General features: G+C 70.9%; 20 protein-coding genes. 12 read left to right on the forward strand and 8 right to left on the reverse strand.

The window, feature by feature from the left end:
* The first annotated feature begins 146 nt into the window (after positions 1–146).
* Positions 147–719: a hypothetical protein gene (locus MYMAC_RS13645; RefSeq protein ID WP_095958396.1), complete on the forward strand. Its 573-nt coding sequence runs from the start codon at positions 147–149 to the stop codon at positions 717–719.
* A 75-nt stretch (positions 720–794) separates the two neighbouring features.
* Here the strand turns inward: MYMAC_RS13645 and speA are convergent, their stop codons facing one another.
* Positions 795–2,825, reverse strand: a complete 2,031-nt coding sequence (speA, locus tag MYMAC_RS13650; protein ID WP_013939333.1) for a biosynthetic arginine decarboxylase — start codon at positions 2,823–2,825, stop codon at positions 795–797.
* A 239-nt stretch (positions 2,826–3,064) separates the two neighbouring features.
* Between speA and clpX the strand changes: the two genes are divergently transcribed.
* The gene (clpX, locus tag MYMAC_RS13655) at positions 3,065–4,135 is read left to right on the forward strand and encodes an ATP-dependent Clp protease ATP-binding subunit ClpX (RefSeq protein WP_095958397.1); all 1,071 of its coding nucleotides are present in this window, start codon (positions 3,065–3,067) and stop codon (positions 4,133–4,135) included.
* A gap of 1 nt (position 4,136) precedes the next feature.
* Here the strand turns inward: clpX and MYMAC_RS13660 are convergent, their stop codons facing one another.
* From MYMAC_RS13660 to dnaK, 3 genes are all read right to left on the reverse strand, one after another.
* Complete coding sequence (locus MYMAC_RS13660) at positions 4,137–4,892, reverse strand: CvpA family protein (RefSeq protein ID WP_095958398.1); 756 nt, start codon at positions 4,890–4,892, stop codon at positions 4,137–4,139.
* Between the two features lie 21 nt (positions 4,893–4,913).
* The gene (locus MYMAC_RS13665) at positions 4,914–6,011 is read right to left on the reverse strand and encodes a J domain-containing protein (RefSeq protein WP_239989516.1); all 1,098 of its coding nucleotides are present in this window, start codon (positions 6,009–6,011) and stop codon (positions 4,914–4,916) included.
* Between the two features lie 1,605 nt (positions 6,012–7,616).
* Complete coding sequence (gene dnaK / locus MYMAC_RS13670; RefSeq protein WP_095961576.1) at positions 7,617–9,224, reverse strand: molecular chaperone DnaK; 1,608 nt, start codon at positions 9,222–9,224, stop codon at positions 7,617–7,619.
* Positions 9,225–9,429: 205 nt separating this feature from the next.
* On the opposite strand from dnaK, the gene MYMAC_RS13675 reads away from it, so the two are divergent.
* From MYMAC_RS13675 to MYMAC_RS13690, 5 genes are all read left to right on the forward strand, one after another.
* Positions 9,430–10,263, forward strand: coding sequence for a class II glutamine amidotransferase (locus tag MYMAC_RS13675; RefSeq protein WP_095958399.1), 834 nt, complete (start codon positions 9,430–9,432; stop codon positions 10,261–10,263).
* 131 nt (positions 10,264–10,394) lie between these two features.
* Positions 10,395–10,523: a hypothetical protein gene (locus tag MYMAC_RS38365; protein WP_275663279.1), complete on the forward strand. Its 129-nt coding sequence runs from the start codon at positions 10,395–10,397 to the stop codon at positions 10,521–10,523.
* Complete coding sequence (locus MYMAC_RS13680; RefSeq protein WP_095958400.1) at positions 10,520–11,176, forward strand: ATP-binding protein; 657 nt, start codon at positions 10,520–10,522, stop codon at positions 11,174–11,176. The genes MYMAC_RS38365 and MYMAC_RS13680 overlap by 4 nt, the downstream gene beginning before the upstream one ends.
* 263 nt (positions 11,177–11,439) lie before the next feature.
* Complete coding sequence (locus MYMAC_RS13685; protein WP_239989517.1) at positions 11,440–13,293, forward strand: GYF domain-containing protein; 1,854 nt, start codon at positions 11,440–11,442, stop codon at positions 13,291–13,293.
* 19 nt (positions 13,294–13,312) lie between these two features.
* Complete coding sequence (locus tag MYMAC_RS13690) at positions 13,313–13,642, forward strand: DUF1330 domain-containing protein (protein ID WP_013939342.1); 330 nt, start codon at positions 13,313–13,315, stop codon at positions 13,640–13,642.
* 105 nt (positions 13,643–13,747) lie between these two features.
* Here the strand turns inward: MYMAC_RS13690 and MYMAC_RS13695 are convergent, their stop codons facing one another.
* The 4 genes from MYMAC_RS13695 to polX all read right to left on the reverse strand — a co-directional run bounded on the left by MYMAC_RS13695 (position 13,748) and on the right by polX (position 19,307).
* Complete coding sequence (locus tag MYMAC_RS13695) at positions 13,748–15,976, reverse strand: M4 family metallopeptidase (protein ID WP_013939343.1); 2,229 nt, start codon at positions 15,974–15,976, stop codon at positions 13,748–13,750.
* 226 nt (positions 15,977–16,202) lie between these two features.
* The gene (gene mrtX, locus MYMAC_RS13700; protein WP_095958402.1) at positions 16,203–16,922 is read right to left on the reverse strand and encodes a myxosortase MrtX; all 720 of its coding nucleotides are present in this window, start codon (positions 16,920–16,922) and stop codon (positions 16,203–16,205) included.
* Positions 16,919–17,542 carry an MXAN_2756 family trypsin-like serine endoprotease gene (locus MYMAC_RS13705; RefSeq protein WP_095958403.1) on the reverse strand — a complete coding sequence of 208 codons (624 nt, stop codon included), beginning with the start codon at positions 17,540–17,542 and terminating at the stop codon, positions 16,919–16,921. Before MYMAC_RS13705 ends, mrtX begins: the two co-directional genes overlap by 4 nt.
* 19 nt (positions 17,543–17,561) lie before the next feature.
* Entirely contained in the window at positions 17,562–19,307 is a 1,746-nt protein-coding gene (polX, locus tag MYMAC_RS13710) for a DNA polymerase/3'-5' exonuclease PolX (RefSeq protein WP_095958404.1), read from the reverse strand.
* A gap of 78 nt (positions 19,308–19,385) precedes the next feature.
* Here polX and MYMAC_RS13715 point away from each other — a divergent pair, with 78 nt between their 5' ends.
* From MYMAC_RS13715 to MYMAC_RS13735, 5 genes are all read left to right on the forward strand, one after another.
* Complete coding sequence (locus MYMAC_RS13715; protein ID WP_095958405.1) at positions 19,386–19,703, forward strand: Rieske (2Fe-2S) protein; 318 nt, start codon at positions 19,386–19,388, stop codon at positions 19,701–19,703.
* A gap of 194 nt (positions 19,704–19,897) precedes the next feature.
* Entirely contained in the window at positions 19,898–20,392 is a 495-nt protein-coding gene (locus MYMAC_RS13720) for a MogA/MoaB family molybdenum cofactor biosynthesis protein (protein ID WP_013939348.1), read from the forward strand.
* A 165-nt stretch (positions 20,393–20,557) separates the two neighbouring features.
* The gene (locus MYMAC_RS13725; protein WP_095958406.1) at positions 20,558–22,600 is read left to right on the forward strand and encodes a M20/M25/M40 family metallo-hydrolase; all 2,043 of its coding nucleotides are present in this window, start codon (positions 20,558–20,560) and stop codon (positions 22,598–22,600) included.
* Between the two features lie 107 nt (positions 22,601–22,707).
* Positions 22,708–23,064 (forward strand): GatB/YqeY domain-containing protein, encoded by a 357-nt coding sequence (locus tag MYMAC_RS13730; RefSeq protein ID WP_095958407.1) that lies wholly within the window; start codon positions 22,708–22,710, stop codon positions 23,062–23,064.
* A 253-nt stretch (positions 23,065–23,317) separates the two neighbouring features.
* On the forward strand, positions 23,318–24,223 hold the full coding sequence (locus MYMAC_RS13735; protein WP_095958408.1) for a TIGR02757 family protein: 906 nt from the start codon (positions 23,318–23,320) through the stop codon (positions 24,221–24,223).
* The last annotated feature ends 42 nt before the right edge of the window (positions 24,224–24,265 follow it).

Consider the following 24,265-nt stretch of genomic DNA (forward strand, 5'->3'; position numbering starts at 1 on the left):
TGGCAAACTTGTCCTGATTGTATTTGGCAAAAAAGACCTGATGGTTGTGTGTGTTTTTCCGGCAAAGACTGCCTGCCGCCCGGAGGGGCGCCGTGTTGGCGGCAGGCGGGCGGGCGTGCGTTCGCTGCTTCCCAGGCCGTGCGCGCATGGCCACCTTGGCAGTGGACGCGCGTGACTCGGGAGGACATGGCATGCATGCGAAGCGGCTGGGCATCTACCTCAATGACCACCTGGCGGGCGCGGTAGGCGGGTTGGAGCTGGCGGTCCGCACCGAGGCGGAGAACCACGGCAACCTGCTCGGCCGCTACCTGGCGACGCTCATCCCCGAGCTGAAGGAGGACCAGTCCACCCTGATGAAGGTGATGGATGCCCTGGAGGTGAAGCGGGACCCCTTGAAGACGCGCGTGGCGTGGGCCGTGGAGAAGGTGGGCCGGTTCAAGCTGAACGGCACGCTGGTGCGTTATTCGCCCTTGAGCCGGCTGCTGGAGCTGGAGGGGCTGTGCTCCGCCACGGAGGGGCGCCTGTCGCTGTGGCGCACGCTGGCGCGCGTGTCGGTGAAGGACGCGCGGCTGGCGCCGTTTCCCTTCGAGGCGCGGGTCCAGCGCGGTGAGGCGCAGCGCTCCGTGCTCCAGCGCCTGCGGGCCCAGGCGGCCGACGTGGCCTTCGCGGATGAAGCCCAGCCCTTCGGCTCGGGCGAACGCCTGGTGGCCGAGCACTGAGCCGAGCTTCGGACATGAAGAAGCCCCCTGCCGCGGCGGGCGACAGGGGGCGGTGACTTCCCGCTGGGGCCGGGCTCAGACGCCTGACGACCCCGACGCGTCCGGCGTCGTCTGCGGAGGCCGGGCACCCGAGGCGTCCGGGGTGGGAATCAGGCGAAGCTGGCTGGCGCTGCCGCCGAAGCTCGCGTCCACCTCGCGCTCCAGGTACGTGTAGCCGGACAGGCCGTCCTCGTACATGCGCAGCAGGTTGCGCGACTCGTCCAGGGTGATGCGGCCCTGGCGCAGCGCGGCCTCGGTGAACTTGCGCAGCTTCGCCACCAGGTCGTCCTTGGTGTAGCTGACGTAGTTGAGCACCTCCGTCACCGTGTCGCCGGCCACCACGTTGTCGATGAGGTAGCCCCCGTTGGGCCCCAGCGACACCTGCACGGCGTGCGTGTCGCCGAACAGGTTGTGGAGGTCGCCCAGGATCTCCTGGTAGGCGCCCACCATGAAGATGCCCAGGTAGTAGTCGTCATCGTTCAGCGCGTGCAGCTCCAGGGCGTCCTTCACCTCGCGCTTGTCGATGAAGTGTTCGATCTTCCCGTCCGAGTCGCAGGTGATGTCCGCCAGCGTCGCGCGGCGGGTCGGCTTCTCCGCCAGGCGGTGGATGGGCATCATCGGGAAGAGCTGGTCGATGGCCCACGAGTCCGGCAGCGACTGGAACACGGAGAAGTTGCAGAAGTACGTGTCGCTGAGCGCCTTCTCCAGGGAGTCCAGCTCCTCGGGGATCTCCCCCTGCTCACGCGCGATGCGCATGATCTTGTGGCAGGTGGCCCAGTAGATGTTCTCCGCCGCCACGCGCTGCTCCAGCGACAGGTGGCCCAGGGAGAAGAGGGTGAGGCTCTCCTCCTTTGAGTCCTGCGCGTCGTGCCACGCCTCCAGCAGGTTCTTGTTGGTGACCTCGCGGTAGGTGGACCAGAGGTTGCGCACCACGGAGGGCGCCTTGTCGTCCACCTTCTCCGGGACCTGGGCCGGGTCGAACTCGCTGGTGCCCAGCACGTCCACCACCAGCACCGCGTGGTGGGCCACCACGGCGCGGCCGGACTCCGACACCAGCGTGGGGTGCGGCACGCCGGCCCTGTCACAGGCCTCCATGACGCCGAACACCACGTCGTTGGCGTACTCCTCCGTGGTGTAGTTCATGGAGGAGGCGAAGTTCGTCTGGGAGCCGTCGTAGTCCACGCCCAGGCCGCCGCCCACGTCCAGGTACTTCAGCGGCGCGCCCTGGCGGGCCACCTCCACGTAGAAGCAGCCCACCTCGCGCAGCGCGTTCTTCACGTTGCGGATGTTGGAGATCTGGCTGCCCAGGTGGAAGTGCAGCAGCTCGAAGGAGTTGAGCAGGCCGGTGTCCTTCATGAAGCTGATGCAGTTCATCAGCTCGGAGGAGGACAGGCCGAACTTGGACCGGTCTCCGCCGCTGGCCTCCCACTTGCCGGCGCCGCGCGTGGACAGCTTCACGCGCATGCCCAGCCGGGGCACGATGCCCGTGCGCCGGGCGACCTCGGCGATGAGCGGCAGCTCGCTGGGCTTCTCCACCACCAGGATGACGTTGCGGCCCAGGCGCGAATAGAAGAGCGCCGTCTCGATGTACTCCTCGTCCTTGTAGCCGTTGCAGATGACGAGCGCGTTCTCGTTCTCCAGCAGCGCCATCACCGCGAGCAGCTCCGGCTTGCTGCCGGCCTCCAGCCCGTAGTTGTAGCCCTTGCCCGCCTCGATGAGCGTCTCCACGACGTAGCGGTGCTGGTTGACCTTGATGGGGTACACGCCGCGGTAGCCGCCCTTGAACCCCTGGTCGGTCATGGCCTTGCGGAAGGCCTCGTTCAGGTGGACCACGCGGTGGCGCAGCACGTCCGTGAAGCGGATGAGCAGCGGCAAGCCGATGCCCCGGCGGCGCACTTCGTCGACCAGCTCCTTCAGGTCCATGTTCGGGGCCTGGGGACCGTCCGGGTGGACGATCACATGGCCCTTCTCGTTGATGCCGAAGTAGGGGTTGCCCCAGTTGCGGATTCCGTACAGCTCGTGCGCGTCGGCGAGGGTCCAGCGGTGGGGAGGGGCGTTTGCGGGCATCGGCGTTCTCAAGGCTCCCTGGGTAGAAGGGGTGACTCCCATGAACAACAGAAGCGAGCGTGGGAATCGCGCGGGAACTATCGGAAACCCCCCCGGTATTCAACAGCCGCCTGTGCGGAGGGCAAGCAGGCTGGCGCGGCGGCCGCCCGGTGCTCCTCCTCCCCCAGGCCGACCCTCCATTCAATTCCTACCCTTTCCCGGTGAGTCCTGAGGGACGCGTGGACACAAGGGGAGGGTACATGGAGTCGTCCGCACGCAGGGAAGAAGCGGTGCTGACCCCGCGGGAAATCTACGAGCGGCTGGATCGCTTCGTCATCGGCCAGGACGGCGCCAAGCGCGCCGTGGCCATCGCCGCCCACAATCACCTGAAGCGTCTGCTGGCGCGGAGGCTGCGCCGGACGTCGCTCATCAAGAAGTCCAACATCCTGCTGATTGGCCCCACCGGGAGCGGCAAGACGCACATCGCCCGCAACCTGGCGGACATCCTCCACGTCCCGTTCACCACGGTGGACGCCACCGAGTACACGGAGGCCGGCTACTACGGGAAGGACGTGGAGGTGATGATCTCCGACCTCCTCTTCAAGGCGAACCACTCCGTGGAGGACACCCAGCGGGGCATCATCTTCATCGACGAGGTGGACAAGATCGCCCGGCGCTCGCAGGGGGCCCGCAACGGCGCGGGCAGCCGCGACATCGGCGGCGAGGGGGTGCAGCAGTCCCTGCTGAAGCTCCTGGAGGGGCGCGAGGTGTACGTGCCCCTCAACGTCACCCAGGCCTGGAACAAGAGCGACTTCGTCCAGGTGGACACGCGCGACATCCTCTTCATCTGCGCCGGCACCTTCAGCGACCTGCACGACTACGGGGACGAAGGGGGCCGCGCCATGGGCTTTGGCGCGGAGGACGCGGCGCAGCGGCGCCAGAAGCGCATCAGCACCCGGCAGTTGACGGACTTCGGCATGCTGGCGGAGTTCCTCGGCCGCCTGCCGGTGGTGGTGCAGTTGGACCGGCTGGGGGAGGCGGACCTGATTCGCGTGCTCACCGAGCCGCCGGACTCCATCGTGCGCGAGTTCCGCGAGCTGCTGGCCATGGATGAGCTGGAGGTGGACTTCGCCGAGCCGGGCCTGCGCGAGGTGGTGCGCTATTCGGTGGAGCGAGGGCTGGGGGCGCGCGGGCTGCGGTCCATCCTGGAGCACGTCATGGCGGACGTCATGTTCGAGGCGCCCGAGCGGCGGCGGCGTCACGTCGCCGTGGACGCGGGCTTCGTGCGGGAGCGGCTGCGGGGGCTGGACTCGACGCAGCTCAACGTGTGAGTCAGGGCTCGCGCTCGGAGGCGCGGGCCGCGGCGCCCAGCCGGGCCGCCACGTCCGGGTCCTGGATGAGCTGGAGCACCCCGTCGTGCCGCAGCAGCGCGGCGGTGTCTCCGCGCGCCAGGGCCTGCTTCAGCTTCGGGTCCTGGAGCAGGCGCTGGAAGCGGGCGTCCTTGCGCAGGGCCTTGTAGGCCGGGTCGTCCTTGAGCTGGCCCGCGCGCTTCGGGTCGCTGGCGGCTCGGGCCACCTCCACCAGGTGCTTCACCGGGGCGAACTGCGTCAGCTCGAAGAGGTTGTAGCGGCGGGCGACCTCGATGGAGAGCGACTCCTTCGGGGACAGGCCCACGCGGCGGCCCGCGATGACGACGTGCTGTTCGAAGAAGGCGATGGCGCTGAGCACCACCCAGGCGATGAGGCCCATCTTCGCCCCGCCCAGGACGAAGCCGAGGAAGCGGTCCACGCCCCGGTGCTCGTTGTGCTGGCCGGTGGCGAGGATGCGCAAGAGCAGCGCGCCCAGGGCGTAGCGCACCGCGAGCCAGGTGCAGATGAACAGCAGCACCGTGCCCAGGATGACGCCCAGGAACAGCGGGCCGCCCAGGGCCTCGGCCAGGTGCGGGCCCGCCAGGGGGCCCAGGCGGCGCGAGGTGAAGTAGGCCACCGCCAGGCCCACCAGGTTGGCCACCTGCCGTGACACCCCGGTGACGGCGCCGATGAGGGCGAAGAACAGCACCAGCCCGAGGATGATGAGGTCGATGACCATGGGGCCCGTGCGCCGCCGCCGTCAGCGGATCTTGAACGAGCCGCCCTTGTCGCGGGACTCGTCCTGGGACTGCTTCTGGACCTCCGCCAGCCGCTCCTTGTAGCGGGCGTTGGCGGGCTCATACGTGAGCGCCATCTTGAGGTTCCGTTCGGCGGCGGCCCAGTTGCCGGCGTCCGCGTCCCTCTGGGCCTGCTGGAAGAACTGGCGCCCCTTGGGGTGGGTGCCGATCTGCTCTTCCTGCTCCTTCTTCGCGGCGGCCTTGGTCTCCGCTTCGGAGGCCTCGGTGAAGCGCAGCTTCTGGGCGCGCTCGGGGCCCGTCACGTCGGTGACGTACTTCTTGCGCTTCGAGTCGTCGCGCAGGACGTAGTAGGCCTCGGTGACGCGCTTGTAGAGGTCGTTGATGCGCTCCTTCAGCTCCCTGGAGTCCACCTGGAAGAAGCGGTCCGGGTGGTAGGTGCGGCTCTCCCGGTAGAAGGCGCGCTTGATGTCCGCGGGGGTGGCCGTCTTCTCCAGCATGAGCACCTCGAAGTAGTCGAGCTGGTCCAGCCTGGAGCAGCGCGCTTCGAGGTCAGCGAGTTGCTGGGCGTCCAGGTCCGGGCCCGTGGACCTCGACGGTGTGGCGGCCGTGGCCGCCGCCGGGGGGATGGGCGGGACGATGGGCGCCACCGACGGAATCGAGGGCACCGTGCCGGACGGCGCGCGTGGGCCCGCGGCGAGCGGCGCGACGCCGGGGCCGGCGGGCGCGATGGAGGGCACCGCGGGGGCCACGGACGGGACGGCCGGTGGCGGTCGCGGTGGCGTGGCGCCCGCGGGTGCCAGCGCTGGCAGGGACATGGTGGGCCGAGCGCCGGGCCGCTGCTGTGGGACGGATGCGGGCGCCACGGGCGGGGCGACCTGTCCCAGCGTGAGCTTGGGGGGCGGCCTTGCCGCCGGCGCCGTGACGGGAGGCCGCCCAGGCGCGGCGCCGGTCGCGGCCGGTGCGGTGGCGCTCGCCGGCGGGGCCCCGGGCGCCGAGGCGCCGAGCGGCGCTACCGCGGGGATGGCGACCTTCGAGACGGGGGCGCGGGACGCCACGGCGCCGGGCGGCGTCGCGGCGCCGACGGGCGCGATGGACGGCACGGCGCCAGCGACTGGCGGGACTGAGGCGCTCACGGGCGCGACGGACGGAACGACGCCCGCGGACGCTGGCGCCCTCGCGGCACCCATGGGCGTGATGGAGGGCACGGCGCCAGCGGCGGGGCCTGGCGCATTCATGGGGGCGACGGCCGGGACGGCGCCAGCGGCTGGACGCGGTGCGCCCACTGCACCCGCTGGACGTGGAGCCGGGGTATTGCCGCCTGCCGCCGGGCGAGGGACTGGCGTCGGTGCGTTCGCGGCCGGGCGAGGGCCGGAAGCCGCGGCCCCGGTGGCATGAGGGGCCGCCGCCGCAACGCGTGGCGCGGGGGGATTGGCGCGCGCTGCGTCCGCGGCCGTCGGCGGCCGGGCTGCGGGCGTCGCTGCCTGCCCAGGCGCCACACGCGGGACAGGTGCGGCAGCGCCAGCAACTGGGCGTGGGAGCGGCGTGGTGGCTGCGGCGGCGCCTGTCGCCGGACGCGGCACGGGCGTCTTTGCATCAGCGGCGCTGGGGCCCACCCCGGGTCGCGGCACGGGCGTCCTGGCGTCAGCAGGGCTGGTTCCCACCGCAGCGCCAGGCACGGGCGTCCTGGCGTCAGCATGGCTGGGCCCGGTCGCAGCTCGCGGCACCGGCGTCCTGGCGTCCGCAGCACCCGCGCGAGGCACGGGCGTCGCGGCGCTCGCCGCTGAAGGCATCGCTCCGGTAGCAGGACGTTGTCCGGCCGCCGCTCCTGTTCCCACGGGGGCGACAGGCCTGGTGACAGCACCGACGGAAGGAATCGCGGGCAGCGTGGTCGGCGTCCCCCGTGGCACGGGCCCGGAGGCCGCGCCAGGGCTGGTAACAGCACCGACGGAAGGAATCGCGGGCAGCGTGGTTGGCGTCCCCCGTGGCACGGGCCCGGAGGCCGCGCCAGGGCTGGTAACAGCCCCCACGGTGGGAATCGCGGGCAACGTGGTTGGCGTCCTCCGCGGCGTGGGCCCGGAGGCCGCACCGGGTGCCGTCGGGCCGGCAACAGCCCCCACTGCGGGAATCGCGGGCAGCGTGGCCGGCGGCACGGGACCGGAGGTCGCACCGGGTGCCGTCGGGCCGGCAACAGCCCCCACTGCGGGAATCGCGGGCAACGTGGTTGGCGTCCCTCGCGGCGTGGGCCCTGAGGCCGCGCCAATCCCCGAGGGGTGGGGGACAGCGCCCACGGACGGAATCCCAGGCAGCGTCGCGCGAGGCGCGGGGGGCGGCACCGCTCCCGACGCTGGCCGTGCCGGCGCCGTGGGCGGACTCGCGACCGGCGCAGCCGAGGGCACGCCCGGTGCCCCCGCTCCAGCGCCCGTCCTCACGGCGGGAATCCCCGTCGACGTGGCGCGGGGGGGCAGCGCGGGCGTCACGCCCGTGGGACGCGACGGTGGCGTCCCCTGCGGCCGAGGCGGCGGAGTCGGCGCGCTGGCTGCGGGCGACGACGGAATCGTCCCTGGCGTGACGGGGCCGGGGACGGCGGCCGTCACGCGTGGAACCGCGGGCCGGGCGGGAGGGGCCGGTGTCCCGGGCGTGGCTCCCGGCGGTTTGCCGGCGCTGGGGTCTGAAGGCTCGGACATCGGCGTATTCGGAGCGCGGCCCTACTGCGCCGCGGCGGGCAGGTCGTCGCTGTGATGGCCAGCAAGCCGGGTGTTCCGGTTGGCCTGGATGGACTGCTGGATATCGGCCTCGCTCATGCCGGAGGACAGGGTGATGGAGGTCGACGTCTTCTGACCCGTCTCCGTGTCACACGCGGAGACATGCACCAGGCCATCCGTGTTGATTTCGAAGGTGACCTCGATCTTCACCTCGCCGCGGTAGCCGATGCGGAAGCCCGCGAACTCGAACTCGCCGAGCATCTCGCACTCGTCGGCGCGGTTGGACTCGCCCTGGTACACGCGAATCTTCACCTTCTCCTGGCCATCGCGGCTGGTGGTGAACGTCTTCGAGCGGTCGATGGGCACCGGCGTGTTCTTGTCGATGATCTTCTCGGTGTATCCGCCCACCGTGCCGATGCGCAGCGACAGCGGCGTGACGTCCACCAGGAAGGTCTGCGTCTTGCTGTCCAGCAGCGCGTGCGACTGGAGCGCCGCGCCCATGGCCACGACCTGGTCCGGGTTGATGCCTTCCAGCGGGTCCTTCTGGAAGTAGTGCTTCACCGAGTTGCGGATGATGGGCAGCCGCGTCGGGCCCCCCACGAGGATGACCGCGTCGATGTCGGCGGCCGTCAGGCGCGCGCTCTGGAGCGCCTCGTCGCACACCTTGAACGTGCGCTGCACCAGGTCCATCACCATGCGGTTGAACTGGTCCTGGTTGAGCTGCCCGCGCAGGTCCATGATGTTGCCGTCCGCGTCCTGGCAGATGCCCTGGCAGAGGATTTCGGCGGAGCCCGTCTGGCCCACGTCGATCTTCGCCTTCTCCGCGGCCTCCTTGAGCATCTGCAGGCAGAACTTGTTCTGCCGCACGTCCAGGCGCGTCTTGGCCAGGAAGTCATCCGCCAGCCACGTCATGATGCGGTCGTCGAAGTCGTCGCCGCCCAGGTACGTGTCGCCCGCGGTGGCCAGCACCTCGAAGACGTCCTTGCCAATCTCGAGGATGGACACGTCGAAGGTGCCGCCGCCCAGGTCGTAGACCACCACGCGCTGATTGACGTCGCGGCCGAAGCCGTACGCGAGCGCCGCCGCGGTGGGCTCGTTGAGGATGCGCAGCACCTCCATGCCAGCGATGCGGCCCGCGTCCTTGGTGGCCTGGCGCTGGTTGTCGTTGAAGTACGCGGGCACCGTGACCACCGCCTTGGTCACCTCCTGGCCCAGGTACGTCTCCGCCACCGCCTTCATCTCCTTGAGGACCAGCGCGCTGATCTCCGGGAGCGAATAGGAGTGGTCGTTCACCGCGATGCGCACCGAGTTGTTGTCGCCCTCGACGATGCGGTACGGCATCACCGCCTGCGCCTTCTTCACCTCGTCGGAGAAGTAGTAGCGGCCGATGAGGCGCTTGGCGGAATAGACGGTCTGCTCGGGGTTGGTGATGATGTTCTTCTTGGCCGCGTTGCCCACCAGGACCGAGCCATCCTCCAGGAACGAGACGCAGGAGGCGTGAGTCGTCTCTCCCCACTCGTTGGGGATGACGATGGGCTGGCCGTCCTGGACCACCGACACGCACGAATACGAAGTGCCCAGGTCGATGCCGATTGCGATGTCGTCCGCCATTCCGTCTCCGGTGAAGACCTGCAGCAGAGGTCCGTCGGTGAAGGGCACGGAGGTTAGGCACCCCGGGAAGCGGGTGTCAACGTTCCCGTGTCAATAAAGTCCAGCCATTTCAAGGGCTTAGCGAGGGTGCAAGGGAGCACGCCCACTGGCTTGAGGGGGCGGGGCCACGCCATTATCTCTCAAGGCGAAGGGGGTTTGCTCATCCATGTCCGTCATCCTCGCCGCGCTGACGTCCGACCCGAACCTGCTGCGCTGTGAGCTGCACCGCCTCCAAGGCCAGGTCCTGCTCCAGGGAGAGCCGAGGGCGAACGCCGTGGGGGTGGGCGCCTATGCCCAGGAGGAGGTCCTGCTGCAGCGCTTCGCCAGCAGCGGGGAGCTGACCCTGGATTCGCTCGCGCCGCCCCATGAGTCGGAGGCGCTGCTGTTCCATTCGGGCCAGCTTCCGGTGGGCCTGTCGCTGGAGGAGAACACACAACCCTTCCGCGCCCGGCGTTGGCTGTTCGCCCACCAGGGCGGCGTGCAGGGGTTCGAGCCGCTTCGCGCTCCGTTGTTGGAGTCGCTGCCCGACCACCTGCGGCGCCAGGTGCGCGGCGGCACGGAAGGAGAGCTCCTGTTCGCCATCTTCCTCAGGCGCCTGCGTGACCTGGGGCGCACCGAGGACCCGCGGCTGGAGCCCGAGGTCGCCGGCCGCGTGCTGGCGGACACCGCGCGCGAGGTGGCTCAGGCCGCGGCGCGGGCCGGGGTGACGCGAACGCCCACGCTCAACCTGGTGGCCACCAACGGCACGCTCCTGGTAGCGACGCGGTCCGGCGAGCATCCGCTCTTCTACACGCGGCTGGAGGGCGCCGCGGAGTGCGCGCTGTGTGAGGTGACGCCGGCGACGCCCGAGACGCAGCCCGCCGTGGGCGCGCACCGGCGCCGGCGGACCGTCGTGGTGGCCAGCGCGCTCAAGCGCTCCGCGGGTTGGGTGGAGCTGGCTCATGGCCACACGCTGACGGTGGGGACGGATTTGCAACTGCACGCGCGCCCCGGCGCCTGAGGTCAGGGATGACTTCATGCCGCTTTACATCCCCGGCGGAAAAGTGCTTCCATGAGGGAGTTTCATCGAAATATTGAAGAGTAGCTGCATCCGCGGTGCTCGTGGCTCCCATGCTCTCAGAAGTTGAATCGATGTTCAGCATCAAGGTCCGGTTGAGGCCGGATGCGGCGTTCACCGACGAGGTCCAGGTGAGCCGCCGCGAGGGCGGGGGCCTCGAGGCGCGCGGGCGCGGGGGCCAGGTGAAGAGGAGGCGCGGGTGAGTGGCGGTTCCGTGGGCGCGGCGTTGTTGCGTGTCTTGCAGCAGTTCATGTCGGAGACGGCGGCGCGGCGGGCGCTGCTCGGCGCGTTGGAGCCGCTGGGGCTGAACCTGGACGCGGTGCCCGCCTCGGAGCTGCCTCGCCTCGTCGAGGCGCTGGAGCCCGCCACCCGCCAATGCGTGGACCCCACGCGCCAGCCGCGAATGATGGCGCAGCTCCGGACGCTGCTCGCGCCCGCGTCGTCGAGCGCGGCCTCGGTGCCGGAGGTCCGGGCCACCACCTATCTGGTGCGCACGGAAGCGGATGCCAGCCACGCGCGGCACGCGGCCCGGCAATTGTGCGAGTCCCTGGGTGGGCACGGCGATGAATGCCAGAAGGTGGCCACCGTGGTGAGCGAGCTGGCGCGCAACCAGATTTCCCACGCCGGTGGCGGCACCATCCAACTGTCGCCGCAGTTGGCGCCCCGGCGCCTGCTGCGCGTCAGCGCGGAGGACTCCGGTCAGGGCATCCCCGACCTGGAGCGCGTGCTGTCGGGGCGGTACGAGCGCAAGACGGGCGTGGGGTTGGGCCTGTCGGGGGTGAAGCGGCTCGCGGACCGCTTCGACGTGCGCACCGGGCCCAAGGGCACGCAGGTGGACTTCGAGGTGTGGCTGTGACAGCGGCCTCGAGCGTCAACGCATGAAACCGGACGCGTGACGCGGCCCCGTGGCTCGCCGGTGTCTGTATGTGAATGCCACACAGCCGGGGCATTGTACGAAGGTGGGTCCTGGGCACTACGCTAGGGCTCCGTCCCACGTGGGGGGCTGTGTCCACCTCCGCGCAGACGCTCGCCGTTGACGAATCGCCGTGGTGGCATTCCATTGGGTGAGGTCTGATGGTGCGGCTTAATCGGGACCGGATGGAATCAAGGAGCGGGTCGATGGCCGGCAACTCAGGGGAAGACAACGCCAACCCGGGACACCCCCGGGAGGCCGCCCCGGAGCACCCCGATGGGGGCGATTCGCCCGTGCTGGATGGCGTGTCGGACGCCGAGCTGGATGCCTTCGTGGGCCAGTTGCGCACGGACAAGCGCCTCCGCGTCCGGCCCTCCGCCCAGCCGCGCTCGCGCGAGGCCATGCTGTCCGAGCGGCTGCACCGGGGCGCGGGCCGGACGCGCGCGTCCAGCCTGGGCGAGGAAGCGGCGCCGCCGCCGAAGGACGCCGCGCCCGCCGTGAAGCACGCCTGGTACTTCGTCATGGGCGGCGCGGCCTACGGACCTCACGACCTCGCGGAGGTGAAGGGGCACCTCGAGCGGGGTGCGATTGGCCCGGATTCGCTGTGCTGGCGCGAGGGCTTCGGGGAGTGGCTGCCCCTGGGGCACATCCCGGAGCTCGCTTCCGTGATGCCGCCGCCGTCCATGCCGGCGGGGCCTCCGCCCGTTCCCGCCGGGTCCTTCGCCCCGCGGGCGCCGCGTGCGGTGGACGTCTCCGAGGCCACCACGGAGCGGGTGATCCTGGACGCGCCCGGCCCGGCCGCTGTCGTGGCGGCTCCGGTGGTGAGCGCACCGCCTTCCGTGGACGCCCACGAGGCTCCGGCCTCGAATGGCTTCGGTGGGACGGCTCCAGAAGCCGCGGCCCCGGCGGTCGCGCCGGAGCCCGTCACCGCGCCGGCCGCGAGCGCCAGCGACGCGCAGGACGCCGCGGGGGTGGAGCCGATGCCGGTGGCGCAGCCCGTGGGGACGCACGCGGTGCTGGCCACGCCCTCGCCCGAGGAGCGCACGCGGCGCAAGCGCCGGCTGGGAATCCTCCTGGCGGGTGGCGCCATCGGCGGCATGTCGGTGGCCCTGGCGCTGGGGGTCTTGGGCGGGGAGCGTGGCCGTGGCGCCGCCGCGCCCGTCGAGGCGGCGCATGGCACGGGTGCTCCTCCGCCCGCGGCGCCACGGCAAGAGGCCGCCGCGCCCGCGCCAGAAGCGGTCGCGGCCACGGGGCAGGGGGGCACGGCGTCTGGCGCCCCCACGTCGGTGGGCGGCACCGGCGGCGTGAGTCCGGGCCCCAGCGGCGCGGGTGTCGCCACGGCGGCGGCCGAGCGTGCGCGCGACACGGACCTGGTGCGGGAGCCCGCGCGGTCCCCTGCGCCCGCGCTGTCGGCGGCCTCGGTCGACCGCGGAGGCCGCGTGCCGGAGCTGACCGGCTCGGAGCGCACGGCGCGCGCCGCGACCGGCGGGGGGCGGACCACGCCGGAGGAGAGGGTCTTCGAGCGGCCCACGGGCAGTCTCTCCTCGCGAGACGTGGCCGTGGCGTTCGTCATCGGCAAGCACTCCGTGGCGCCCGCGCCGCAGCCGGCGCCCGCGCCGCGTCCCGCCACGACGGTGGCCGAGGCCGCGACGGCTGGCGGCTCGGAGGACGACCTGGGGCCCGACGCGGAGTTCGACCGCATGCTCTCCGGCCCGGGGCCCAACGCCACGAAGCACCAGAAGCCGACCGTCTACATCCCGCCCGACCCGACGGCGCCGCGGGAGTCACTCGACCTGGCCACCGTCTTCGCGGTGGTGCACGCGAAGCGGGCGGAGCTCGCGGCGTGCGGCCGGGAGCAGAGCGCCCCGCCACAGGAGGGGGACCGGGCGGTGCTGCGCTTGAGCATCCTGCCGAGCGGCAAGGTGGAGTCCATCACCACGGATACGCCGTGGCTGCGAGGCACGTCGCTCGTGCGTTGCATGCAGCAGAAGATTGGCGCCTGGACGTTCCCCAGGCATCGAACGCAGGGAGCGCCTGTCGTCTTCCGATACGAGTTCTGAGCCGCCGCGAGGAGCGCCCATGCCTGCCTACGTCTTGGTCGAGGTCTCGGTGCACGATGCGCAGACCTACGAGCGGTACAAGCAGCTCGCGCCCCCGTCGCTCGAACCCTACGGGGGCCGCTACCTCGTCCGGGGCGGCCCCACCCGGGCGCTGGAAGGCACCTGGGAGCCCCCGCGCTTCGTCCTGCTGGAGTTCCCCAGCGTGGAGCAGGCCCGGGCCTGGTGGGCGTCCCCCGAGTACGCCGCCGCCAAGGCGCTCCGCCATGAGAGCGCGCACTCCATCATGCTGCTCGTGGAGGGCGTGCCCGCCACCACGCCCGTCACCGAAACCGCCGAGCCGTCGGCCTGAGCGGCGGGCGCCGCGCGCGTCGTCCTGAAACGCCGGAGCCCGGCGCCAGTCCGCGGTGGGTCGCGGGCCGGGCCGGGCTCTGGAGTCTTCAGTGAAGCGGGAGGGCTAGTTCACGCCGACGGCGGTCCAGCTCTCCTTGACCTTCGCCACCTCGGCGGAGTCCGCGCCGTACAGGTCCGTGGCCGCGTTGATGGTCGCGGTGCGGGCCTGGGCGAACGTGGTGCTCGGCGTCATGTAGTGGGCCAGGGCGCGGTAGTAGATCTTCAGGCCCTTCTCCATGCCGATGGCGTCCTTCACCTCGACGCCGGACGTGCGGTTGGTGCCGCCGTTGGTCAGCAGGTAGAAGGCGTTGTTCGCGATGCCGCTGGAGCCGTGCACCTCGGTCTGCTTCGGGTAGTTCTTGTAGTTGTCGATCGAGTAGTTGTCCTTCGTCGGATCGTCCATGTAGCGCAGGCCGTCCGTGGGGTCGCCGTCCGTCGGCGTCCAGGCCGTCTCGCCCACCGTCCAGTTGAACTTCACGTCCGGGTTCTTCTGGGACGCGTACCACTCGAGGCCGGCGCCCATGATGTCGCTCATGGCCTCGTTCAGGCCACCGGACTCGCCGCGGTAGATGAGGCCAGCGGTGCGCTCGGTGAGGCCGTGGGCGATCTCATGGCCCGCGATGTCCAGCGCGGTGAGCGGACCGGAGTTGCGGCCGTCGCCGTCGCCGTAGCTCATCTTCTCGCCGTCCCAGTACGCGTTCACGTAGTTGTTGCTCACGTGCACGTAGGACACCAGCTTCTCACCCGCGCCGTCGATGGAGTCACGGCCGAGGATGTCCTTCATGAAGTCGTACATCATCTGGCCGCCGTAGTGCGCGTCCACCGCGGCCTTGTTGCGCTCCGGGTCCGTGGACTCGCCCCAGACGTCGTTGTTGTCCTTGATCTGCGTCTGGCCGCTGGCGCGCTCGCGGTTCATCGCGTCGTAGGTCGCCACGCCCTTGCCGCGCGTGCCGTCCTCGAGCGTGTAGGTGCCGTCCGCCTGCTTCTTCGTCTCCAGCGCGACCTTGCCGCTGTACATCGACGTGTCGTCGGCCTTCGTGGTGGGCTCGCCGGGCTCCTGCGGCGCCTGGGTCTCCTTCGGGGTGATGCTCAGGCTCCACCCGTTCAGCGTGCCCGTGTCGCGCCGCGCGTTGTCCTTGACGCTCAGCGTCCACTCGCCCTTCGCGGACTCGCCCTTGAAGGCGCTCAGGTCGAAGCCTTCCTTGATGTTGTCCGCGCTGCCGCCCTTGCGGTTGTGCACCACCTCGGACTTGCCGGAGGGGCTGGTCAGCGTGACCGACAGGTCGCCCTTGAACGTGTGGTCGATGTCCAGGTCCAGCTTGAGCTCGTCCACCGTGACGTCGTCCGCGATGCTGATCTTGGACGTGACGGTCGCCAGGTCGGCGATCTCCGCCTTCGGCGTGGCCGAGGCCTTGATGGGGGAGGGCGTCGCGGCGGCGTGCGCGTGGTCCGCGCCATGGGCGTGGTCGGCGTGGTCCGCGCCATGGGCGTGGTCGGCGTGGTCCGCGCCGTGGGCGTGGCTGTGGCCGTGGCTGTGCGCGGCGCCGTGCTGACGGGCATAGCCGTCAATGGCGTTGAACTGCTCGAAGACCTTCCCGGTGTTGGCGTCCACCAGGTAGTTCATCTTGCGCGGGTTGTCCGTGCCGTCCACGTTGGTGACTTCCACGCGGTAGGCGGAGTGGTAGTCGCCGTTGATGTCCTTGTAGATGACGCGCTCGGAGTTCGGCTGGCGGTCCGGCTTGCCGTTGAACTCCTTCAGCGCGATGTCCAGCGCCTGGCTGTGCGTCACCTTGGGCTTCTGCGTGCCCAGGCCCGCGGGGATGTCGTTCTGGTCGCCGGTGACGCTCTGCACCTTGCCCTGGGCATCCAGGTGCGAAACGACCTGCTCACCGAAGACCTTCACGCCCTCGTGCTGGCGGTCCAGACGCACGTGCGTCATGCCCAGCGAGTCCCGCTCCACGCTCTTGGGGACGAAGGCGGGGAACTGCACGCCGCCGATGATGCCGGGGTTGCGGATGGCGCTCTGGGTGCCGGGAGTCAGGTGCGCCAGCGACGTCTGGATGGCCGTCTGGGCCTCGCGGCTCTCCAGCGACAGGCGACCCACCGCGGGCGGCAGCGGCTTCAGCGTCTTCTCGGCGCGGGCCAGGTCCGTCGTCTTCGCCGCGGGACCGAACCCGTCCTTGATGACGTTCGGCGCGATGGTCGCGGGCTTGGCAGCCGTCTTCTGCTGAGCCTCGGAAGCGGCGTTGGTGCGAATCGTGGGCTTCGGACCTTCGGTGCGGCGAATCGTCATGGGGGTCTCGAACTCAGTGCAAGGGGGTTGAAAGGTTATCGCCGCGGTGTGCCACGGAGTTTCCTGTGACATTTTCGATGCAATCCGCTGCGGTTGGAAGCCACGTAAAACCCGTTCAGGGTTTCGTGGAATCCTGGTTACGGGCGGGTGAAACACTCCCGTGTTTCACGGCGGGTGGGCTCAGCGCAGCGGCACCGAGTGCGAGCGCCACGAAACCCGGCGGAAATCAGCCGAAAAAAGAAACCTCGAGGAACCGCACGTAGAGGTTGCAGGCGGCGTGGAACAGGGCGGCGCCCATGACGGTGCCGGTGCGCTCCCGCATCCACCCGAAGAGCAGCGCCGGGAAGAACACGGACAGCCGCCAGGCCTGGAAGATGGCCAGGTGCCCCAGGGCGAACAGGAGCGCCGTCAGCCAGAACGCGGGCCCCAGCCGGCCTCCCAGGAACTTGCGGCCCTGGGGCCAGGCGTCGCGCAGCCGCGTCTGGACATAGCCCCGGTAGAAGAACTCCTCGGGGAGCGCGACGACGAAGAGCTGGTCGACGAACCATTCTCCGAAGCGCGGGGGCAGGCGGGGCTGGAAGCGGGCCTCGCCCATCAGCGGCGTCAGGTGCTTCGCGAGCGCTGGCGGCAGGTGGGGCAGCACCTCCACGAACCCGGCGAAGCCCAGGAAGAAGAGCGGGCCCACCACCGCGGACAGCACCAGGAACAGCTTCAGGTCCTGGCGCCACGCGCGCAGGGACAGGCCGTAGTCGCTGTAGTCCTCGTCCCGCCAGCGCATGGGGATGAGCGGCAGGTAGAGGAAGCCCACGGTGGCGACCAGCTTGGGGACACTGGTGCCGCCCCACAGCAGGAACGCGGCGACGATGGCCAGGAAGCCCACCGCCCACAGCCCCACCGCTTCCTGTACGGCGTTCGGACGCCAGGGAGTCGTCACGGCCTGGGTCATGGCATGTCCACCGAAGCCAGCTCCACCTTCACCGCGTTCAGCGGGAGCACCCGGCAGCCGCGGCGGTGCTTCTTCACCACCACCGCCACCAGCCGCCCGTCCGCGTCGAAGACGGGGCTGCCCGCGGGCAGGGCCAGCGGGACGTCATAGAAGGGGGCCCGCGCCGCTCGCGCCCTCGCGAGGACGGGGCGCGCGGGCTGGCGCTTCGTGGCGGGGAGCACGCCCACCAGCCAGTGGCCCTCCAGGCTGTCTCCGTCCCGCAGCACCTTCACGGGCGCGGCCGGGTAGGTGCCATCCGGCGCGGCGAGCACCGCCACCTGGAGGTCCTGGCTGGCCAGCACCACCCGGGCGGGCAGGGACTTCCCGTCATGCTCCACCGTGGTGGCATTCAATCCGGTGAAGCTGGCGTCCACCGGGGCGACGGAGGTGAGGACCTGGCCCGCGGCCCCCACGAAGACGCCGGGCCCCGCCTTCCGGGGCCCCTTGACGTGCACCACCGAGCGGCCGTGCCGCTCCAGCACCCGCTGGAGGTCGGCGCGCGAGGGCCGGCCCGCGTCCGCGGCGGCGGAGGCGAAGGGGGCCAGGCAGAGGAGGAGGAGCGGCGGCAGCAGGCGGGACATCGGCGGGTGCCGCAGCCTATCACCGGCGCTCGCGCAGCGCGGTGACGAAGCGGTCCGCCGGGAGCGTGTTGAGCACGTCCCCCTTCCGGGCCCAGCCCCGGCGCGCGGTGGCCACCGCGAAGGCCAGGTTGCGCAGGTCCTCCTTCTGGTGCGCGTCGCAGCTCACCACCAGACGGACGCCCCGCTTCACGGCCTGCCGGACGTACTCGGCCTTGATGTCCAGCCGCGCGGGCTTGCCGTTCACCTCCACGGCCACGCCCCGCTCGGCGGCCCGCGCCAGCACCTCGTCCATGCGGACGGGGTAGGGCTCCCGGCTGTTGATGAGCCGGCCGGTGGGGTGCCCCAGGATCTGGAGGCAGGGGTTGTCCAGCGCGGCCAGCAGCCGCCGCGTCATCTGGTCCTCGTCCATGCCGTGCCGGACGTGGATGGAGCCGATGACGACCTCCAACTGCTCCAGGACGCTGTCCGCGTAGTCGAGCGCGCCGGACTCCAGGATGTCGACCTCGATGCCCTTGAGCAGCCGCACGCCGGGGACGTCCGCGTTGACGCGGTCGATCTCCTCCCACTGGCGCTTGAGGTCATCCACCTTCAGGCCGCCGGCGTAGATGGCCGCCTCGCTGTGCTCGGTGACGGTCAGGTACTTGAGGCCCAGCGCCTGCGCCGCCCGCGCCATCTCCTCCAGGCTGTTGCGCCCGTCCGACCAGGTGCTGTGCGCATGGACCGCGCCCTGGACGTCCTCCAGGGTGAGCAGGTCCTCGGGGAGCCTGCCCTCGCGCGCGGCCTCGAACTCGCCGGTGTCCTCGCGCAGCTCGGGGGGCACGTACTGCATGTCCAGCAGGGCGTAGAGGTCGGACTCCTCCGTGACGCGGACCTTGGTGCCGTCGTCCCGGTGGACGCCCCACTCGGAAATCTTGAGGCCTCGCTCGTGCCCCAGGTTGCGCAGGCGGATGTGGTGCGCCTTCGAGCCGGTGAAGTGGTGCAGCGCGGTGGCGAAGTCCTCGTCGGGCAGCACCCGCAGGTCCACCTGGAGGTCGCCGGCCTCCAGCCGCACGGAGCACTTGCTGTCGCCCTTGCCCAGCACCGCCGCGACGCCGGGCGCGTTCGCCAGGGCATCCAGCACCGGTCCGGCCTCTGGCGCGGAGGCGATGATGTCCACGTCCGCCACCGTCTCCGCCTGCCGGCGCACGCTGCCGCCCAGGCTGGCGCGCACGACGCCCGGGGCTGACTTCACCCGCTCCAGCAGGGCCGTGGCCACCGGGAGCACCTCGCCCAGCAGCTTGCGCTCGCCGCGCGCGCGCCGGTACACGGCGATGCCCTCCAGCATCTTCGCCTCGCTCTTCGCGCCGAAGCCGCTGAGCTGGCGCACGCGGCCCTCGCGGCAGGCGCGCTCCAGCTCCTCGATGCCGCTCACCTGGAGCTCGCGCCAGAGCCTGGCGACCTTCTTCGGCCCCACGTCGGGAAGCTGCGTCAGCTCCAGCAGGCCAGGAGGGAACTGGGCTCGCAGCTCCTCCAGGTAGCCGAGCCGGCCCGTGGTCACCAGCTCGGAGATCTTCTCCGCGAGCGCGGGGCCGATGCCTGGGAGGCTCTCCAGCCGGCCCTCGGCAACAAGGGGGCCCAGCTCCTGCGGCAGCCCGGCGACGCGGTCGGCGGCCATGTCGTAGGCGCGAACGCGGAAGCCGCTCTCGCCCTGGAGCTGGAGCAGGAGGGAGATGTCACGGAGGACCTGGGCGACGGTGGCCTTGTCGACAGCGGTGGGGATGGTCACGTCGGGAGTCACTGGGAGAAGGTAATGCCCGGGTATCGGGAGTGCAGCCAGTCCCGCGTTGTGGGAAAAGGGGCCGCGATGACGAAGATCAAGCTGGGACCGGCGGATTTCGCCGAGAGGGAAATGCGGGGCTACGAGGTCGGCAAGCGCAACGTGTGTATCGCGAAGATCCACGGGCGCTACAAGGGCCTGGATGATTGGTGCAATCACGCCGGGTGCCTGCTGTCCGGCGGTCGCATCGAGGACAACATGGTCGTCTGCCCGTGTCACGAGGTCGGCTTCGACATGGACACCGGCCAAAACGCGACCTCGCCAGGGGTCTGTGACGACCAACCGACCGTGCAGGTCGCGGTCGAGGACGGCGCGCTCGTCATCGACTGGCCCGACACGCCCTGACCTTCTTCTCGCACCCCGGAGTACCCGCCATGGCTCACGACGGACACGACCACGACCCTGCTCACGGCGCGCACCGGCACCACCACGAGGCGCATGGCCCCGGGCACCATCACCACGAGCACCACGGCCACGAGCACGGCGAGCACGGGCATCACCACCATCACCCCCCCCCGCACGGCCATGACCAGGGGCCCGTGGCGGAGCACAAGGCGCGAGCGCCCGTCCACGTCAGCACCTTCATCGTGACGTGCTCGGACAGCCGTGACGCGGCGCGCGACGAGAGCGGCCGGGTGCTGCGCGAGGGCCTGGAGGCGGCGGGCCATGGCATCGCCGGCGCCGTGGTGGTGAAGGATGACCCGGAGGCCATTCGCGGCGCGCTGGAGGCCGCGCGCGAGACGGGGGCCCGGGCCGTGCTGTTCACCGGGGGCACCGGGATTGGCAGGCGGGACTGCACCGTGGAGACGCTGCGCCCGCTGTTCGAGAAGGAGCTGCCCGGCTTCGGCGAGCTCTTCCGGATGTTGTCGTACCGCCAGGTGGGAAGCGCGGCGATGATGTCCCGCGCCACGGCGGGCACCTACCAGGGGATGATCCTCTTCGCGCTGCCGGGCTCGCCCAAGGCGGTGCGGCTCGCGCTGGAGGCGCTCATCCTGCCGGAGCTGGGCCACGCCGTCCGTGAGCTGTCGCGTTAGCGCCGCCCCACGCATGTCTCAAGCCCTGAGAATGGCTGGAGGCGGCGTGATTCGCAGCGAGCCGTAGCCGCTGTTTTTGCCGGGAGTGTAAGTTGACGTCGAAGGCGGGGGGCGCGCTCCCCGCAGTCTCAGCCGCACATCCCCCGCAAGGCAGTGGAGAAACCTATGAACATGAAGCGCCTGGCTTCAGTCCTCCTGGTGCTCTGTAGTGTCTCGGCGTTCGCGAAGGCGCCTCCGGCGGAGGCCCCCGACGGCGAGGTGTGGATCACCGTCGGCTCCGACGCCCTCGACTACGTCAACCTCGCCCTCGCCGCCGCGGGGCATGCGGCGCCCACGGTGAGCGGGCGGAGCGGGGACGTCACCGCGCTGCGCGTGCGTGAGTCCCAGCTCAACCTCATCTCGCGGATGATGCACGAGAAGCTCAACCGCTGCGGTGGCTTCATGCACCACGACACCGAGGCGGCGGCGCTCGCGGCGCTGGACCCGTCGGCCGCGGCGAAGGGGGCCCAGGCCACCGCCGTCACCTACAGCATCGACAACGCGGCGACGGTCACCGCGCTGCAGGCGGGGGTCGAGGAGCTCGCCATCCGCGGCGTCATCACCCACCTGTCCGAAGGGTACTCCACGCGCTACTACACGTCGGCGACGGGCGTGTCGGCCGCGAACTGGCTGAGGGGCTACTGGGCGTCCCTGGTCCCGGCGTCGCGGGCCAACGAGGTCACCGTCGAGCTCTTCAACCACTCGTGGGCGCAGCCCTCCGTCATCCTGACCATTCCCGGCACCACGATGGCGGAAGAGGTCGTCGTGCTCGGTGGCCACCTGGACTCCACCAGCAACGGCAGCATCGCTCCCGGCGCGGATGACGACGCCTCGGGCATCGCCACGCTCACCGAGGTGATTCGCGTGCTGATGCGCCAGAACTACCGTCCGGAGCGCACGGTGAAGTTCATGGGCTACGCGGCCGAGGAGGTCGGCCTGCGCGGCTCCTCGGCGATCGCCAACCACTACGCCACGACGAACGTCGACGTGGTGGGCGTGCTGCAGCTCGACATGACGAACTTCAAGGGCCGGCCGGACGTCGACGTGGCGATGGTGACCGACCGGACGAACGCGGCGCAGAACACCTTCATCACCGACCTCCTCGACACGTACCAGTCCGACGTCCAGTGGACCACGACGTACTGTGGCTATGCGTGCTCCGACCATGCGTCCTGGACGTCCGCGGGCTTCGCGGCCTCGATGCCCTTCGAGGCGCCGCTGAGCGCGTCCAACCGGCACATCCACACCATCCATGACACCATCGACAAGAGCGGTGGCGACGCCCGGCAGGCGGTGAAGTTCGCGAAGCTGGCCCTCGCGTACGTGGCCGAGCTGGCCAAGGGGGGCATGGTGGTGGACCAGACGCCGCCGGAGGTCGCCATCACCGCCCCTGCCACGGGGAGCACGGTGTCGGGCGTGACGGCCGTCACGGCCTCGGCCTCGGACGCGTCCGGCGTGAATCGCGTGGAGTTCCTGGTGGATGGCGCGCTGGTCGCGACGGACACCACGGCGCCGTACGCGTTCGACTGGGACACGGCCGCGTTGTCCAACGGCAGCCACACCTTGACGGCGCGGGCGGTTGACGGCGCGGGCCTGCCGGCGACCAGCAGCGAGGTCACCGTGACGGTGAGCAACGTGTCCAGCACGGCCGGATTCGACCCGGTCCTGAAGGCGCCGCGGTGTGCCTCGCCCTCCAACGTGTGTGACTCCGGCACGCTGCTCAACGGCCGCGCCGGTATCGGGCCCGAGCTGAACGCGCCGAACACCATCAGGAACTCCTGCCGGGACGGCTTGTCGGGCGTGTACCTGGTGGACCAGTCGAATGAGCGCATCGTGGTGTCCACCACGGACGGGACGCACTTCGCGCCGGGCAAGCTGGTGCGCATCGACGCGACGGTCTTCGCCTACAACAAGCTCAACGACAAGCTGGACCTGTTCTACTCGGCCGACGCCAACAACCCCGTCTGGCAGGCCATCACCACGCTGGCCGTTCCGACGAAGGGCCTCCACACGCTGTCCGTCACCTACACGCTGCCGGAGGGCGGCACCGCCCAGGCCGTGCGCGCCGTGTTCCGCAACCGCGGCAGCCAGACGCCCTGCATGGAGGGCAACTACAACGACCACGATGACCTCATCTTCACCGTGTCGCCGTCCGCGATGCTGCGCTGACGTCACCTCGTGCGGCCGGTCTCCAGTCCCCGTCACGCACGGGGCCTGGAGGCCGCGGACGGCGCGCTCGCCTTGAGCCGCCTCCGGCCCGCCGCTAGGGTGCGCCCATGCGAACCGTTGATGAGTGGAAGGCGGCGCTGCGGACCGCGCTGAAGGAGGCCATGCGGACGCGGAGCACCCACGCGGCGGCGGCGCTCCGTGAGACGCTGGCGGCCATCGACAACGCGGAGGCGCCCGACCTGCGCGGGGCACCCGCGGCCGTCGGCGGCGCCTTCGCGGGAAGCGCCGGTGGCCTGGGCAGCGGAGAAGTGACGCGCCTGGCCCTGACCCCCGAAGCCGTGCAGGCCGTCGTCGACCGTGAGGTTCAAGAGCGGCGGGACGCGGTGGCCCTCTACGAGAAGCTCGGGAAGCAGGACCAGGCGGACGCCGTGAAGGCGCAGCTGGACGTGCTCCTGGCGCTATGAAACGGGGAGGCGCGCGCGGGCCCGCCGTGCGCACGCCACGTCCGCGCGTCACCCGGTTCGTGGCACCAGCACCGGTGCTGTCCGCCGCTCCGCCGACGCCCGCCCGCGTGCATCGGGAAGACGGGCGGGCAGCCCGCCGTTCCAGCACCATTTGGGAGCTCCTGACGTGACACCGCGCTCGAAGCAGCGCACCGCTCCGGCCGCCGGGCTTTCCCCGCGAGCCGCCGAGCACCTGCGGCCCCGGCTGGAGGCCGTGCTGACCTCCACCGACGCGCGGGCTCGCATCGCCTTCGACCCGGTGGAGTTCCCGCACCGCTACACGGACCCGCGAGACATCGAGGTCAGCGCGCTGCTGGCCGCCGGGCTGGCCTACGGACGCGCGGACCTGTTCCGTCCCAAGGTGGACGCGCTGCTCCAGCGCATGGGGTCATCCCCCGCCGCCTTCGTCCGGACGCTCGACGTGGCCGGAGCCCGGCGGCTGCTGGAAGGCTTCGTGTACCGCTTCAACGTGGGCACGGACGTGGCGGTGCTCCTGCTGGGCATGGGGCGCGTGCTGCGGGAGCAGGGCAGCCTGGAGGCCCTGTTCCTCCAGGGGCTTCAGGCGCGCGGCACCCTGCATGGCGCGCTGGACCACTTCACGACGAGCCTGCGCGCGGTGCCCATGGAGCCCCTGCGCAAGGCCCTGGGGCCTGAGCGGGGCCTGCACCACCTGCTGCCCTCGCCCCTGGGCGGGGGAGCGGCCAAGCGCCTCAACCTCTACCTCCGGTGGATGGTGCGGGGGCCGGACACCGTGGACTTCGGCGTCTGGACGCGCGTGCCGCCCTCATCCCTCCTGATTCCCTTGGACACCCACATCGGGCGCATCTCGCGGCACCTGGGGCTGACGCGGCGCAATGACCTGACCTGGCGCACGGCGGAGGAGGTGACAGCCGCGTTACGCGTGTTGGATCCGGCGGACCCCGTCCGTTACGACTTCGCGTTGTGTCACTACGGCATGAGCGGGGCGTGCCCGGCGCAGCCCGTGGCGGAGAACTGTGGCCGGTGTCCGTTGCTGCACGCTTGTGCCGTTGGCCCTCGGGTGGTGGCCGGGGCGACCCGCCGGGTCCAGGGGGCCACCGTTCGGAAGGGCAGCGAACTGTCCGTGTCGCGACGACGTTGACCGGGGGGCGGCTGGGCGCTGCAATGGGTTCGTGGCTCCGGC

Source organism: Corallococcus macrosporus DSM 14697, from assembly GCF_002305895.1.
Lineage (GTDB): Bacteria > Myxococcota > Myxococcia > Myxococcales > Myxococcaceae > Myxococcus > Myxococcus macrosporus.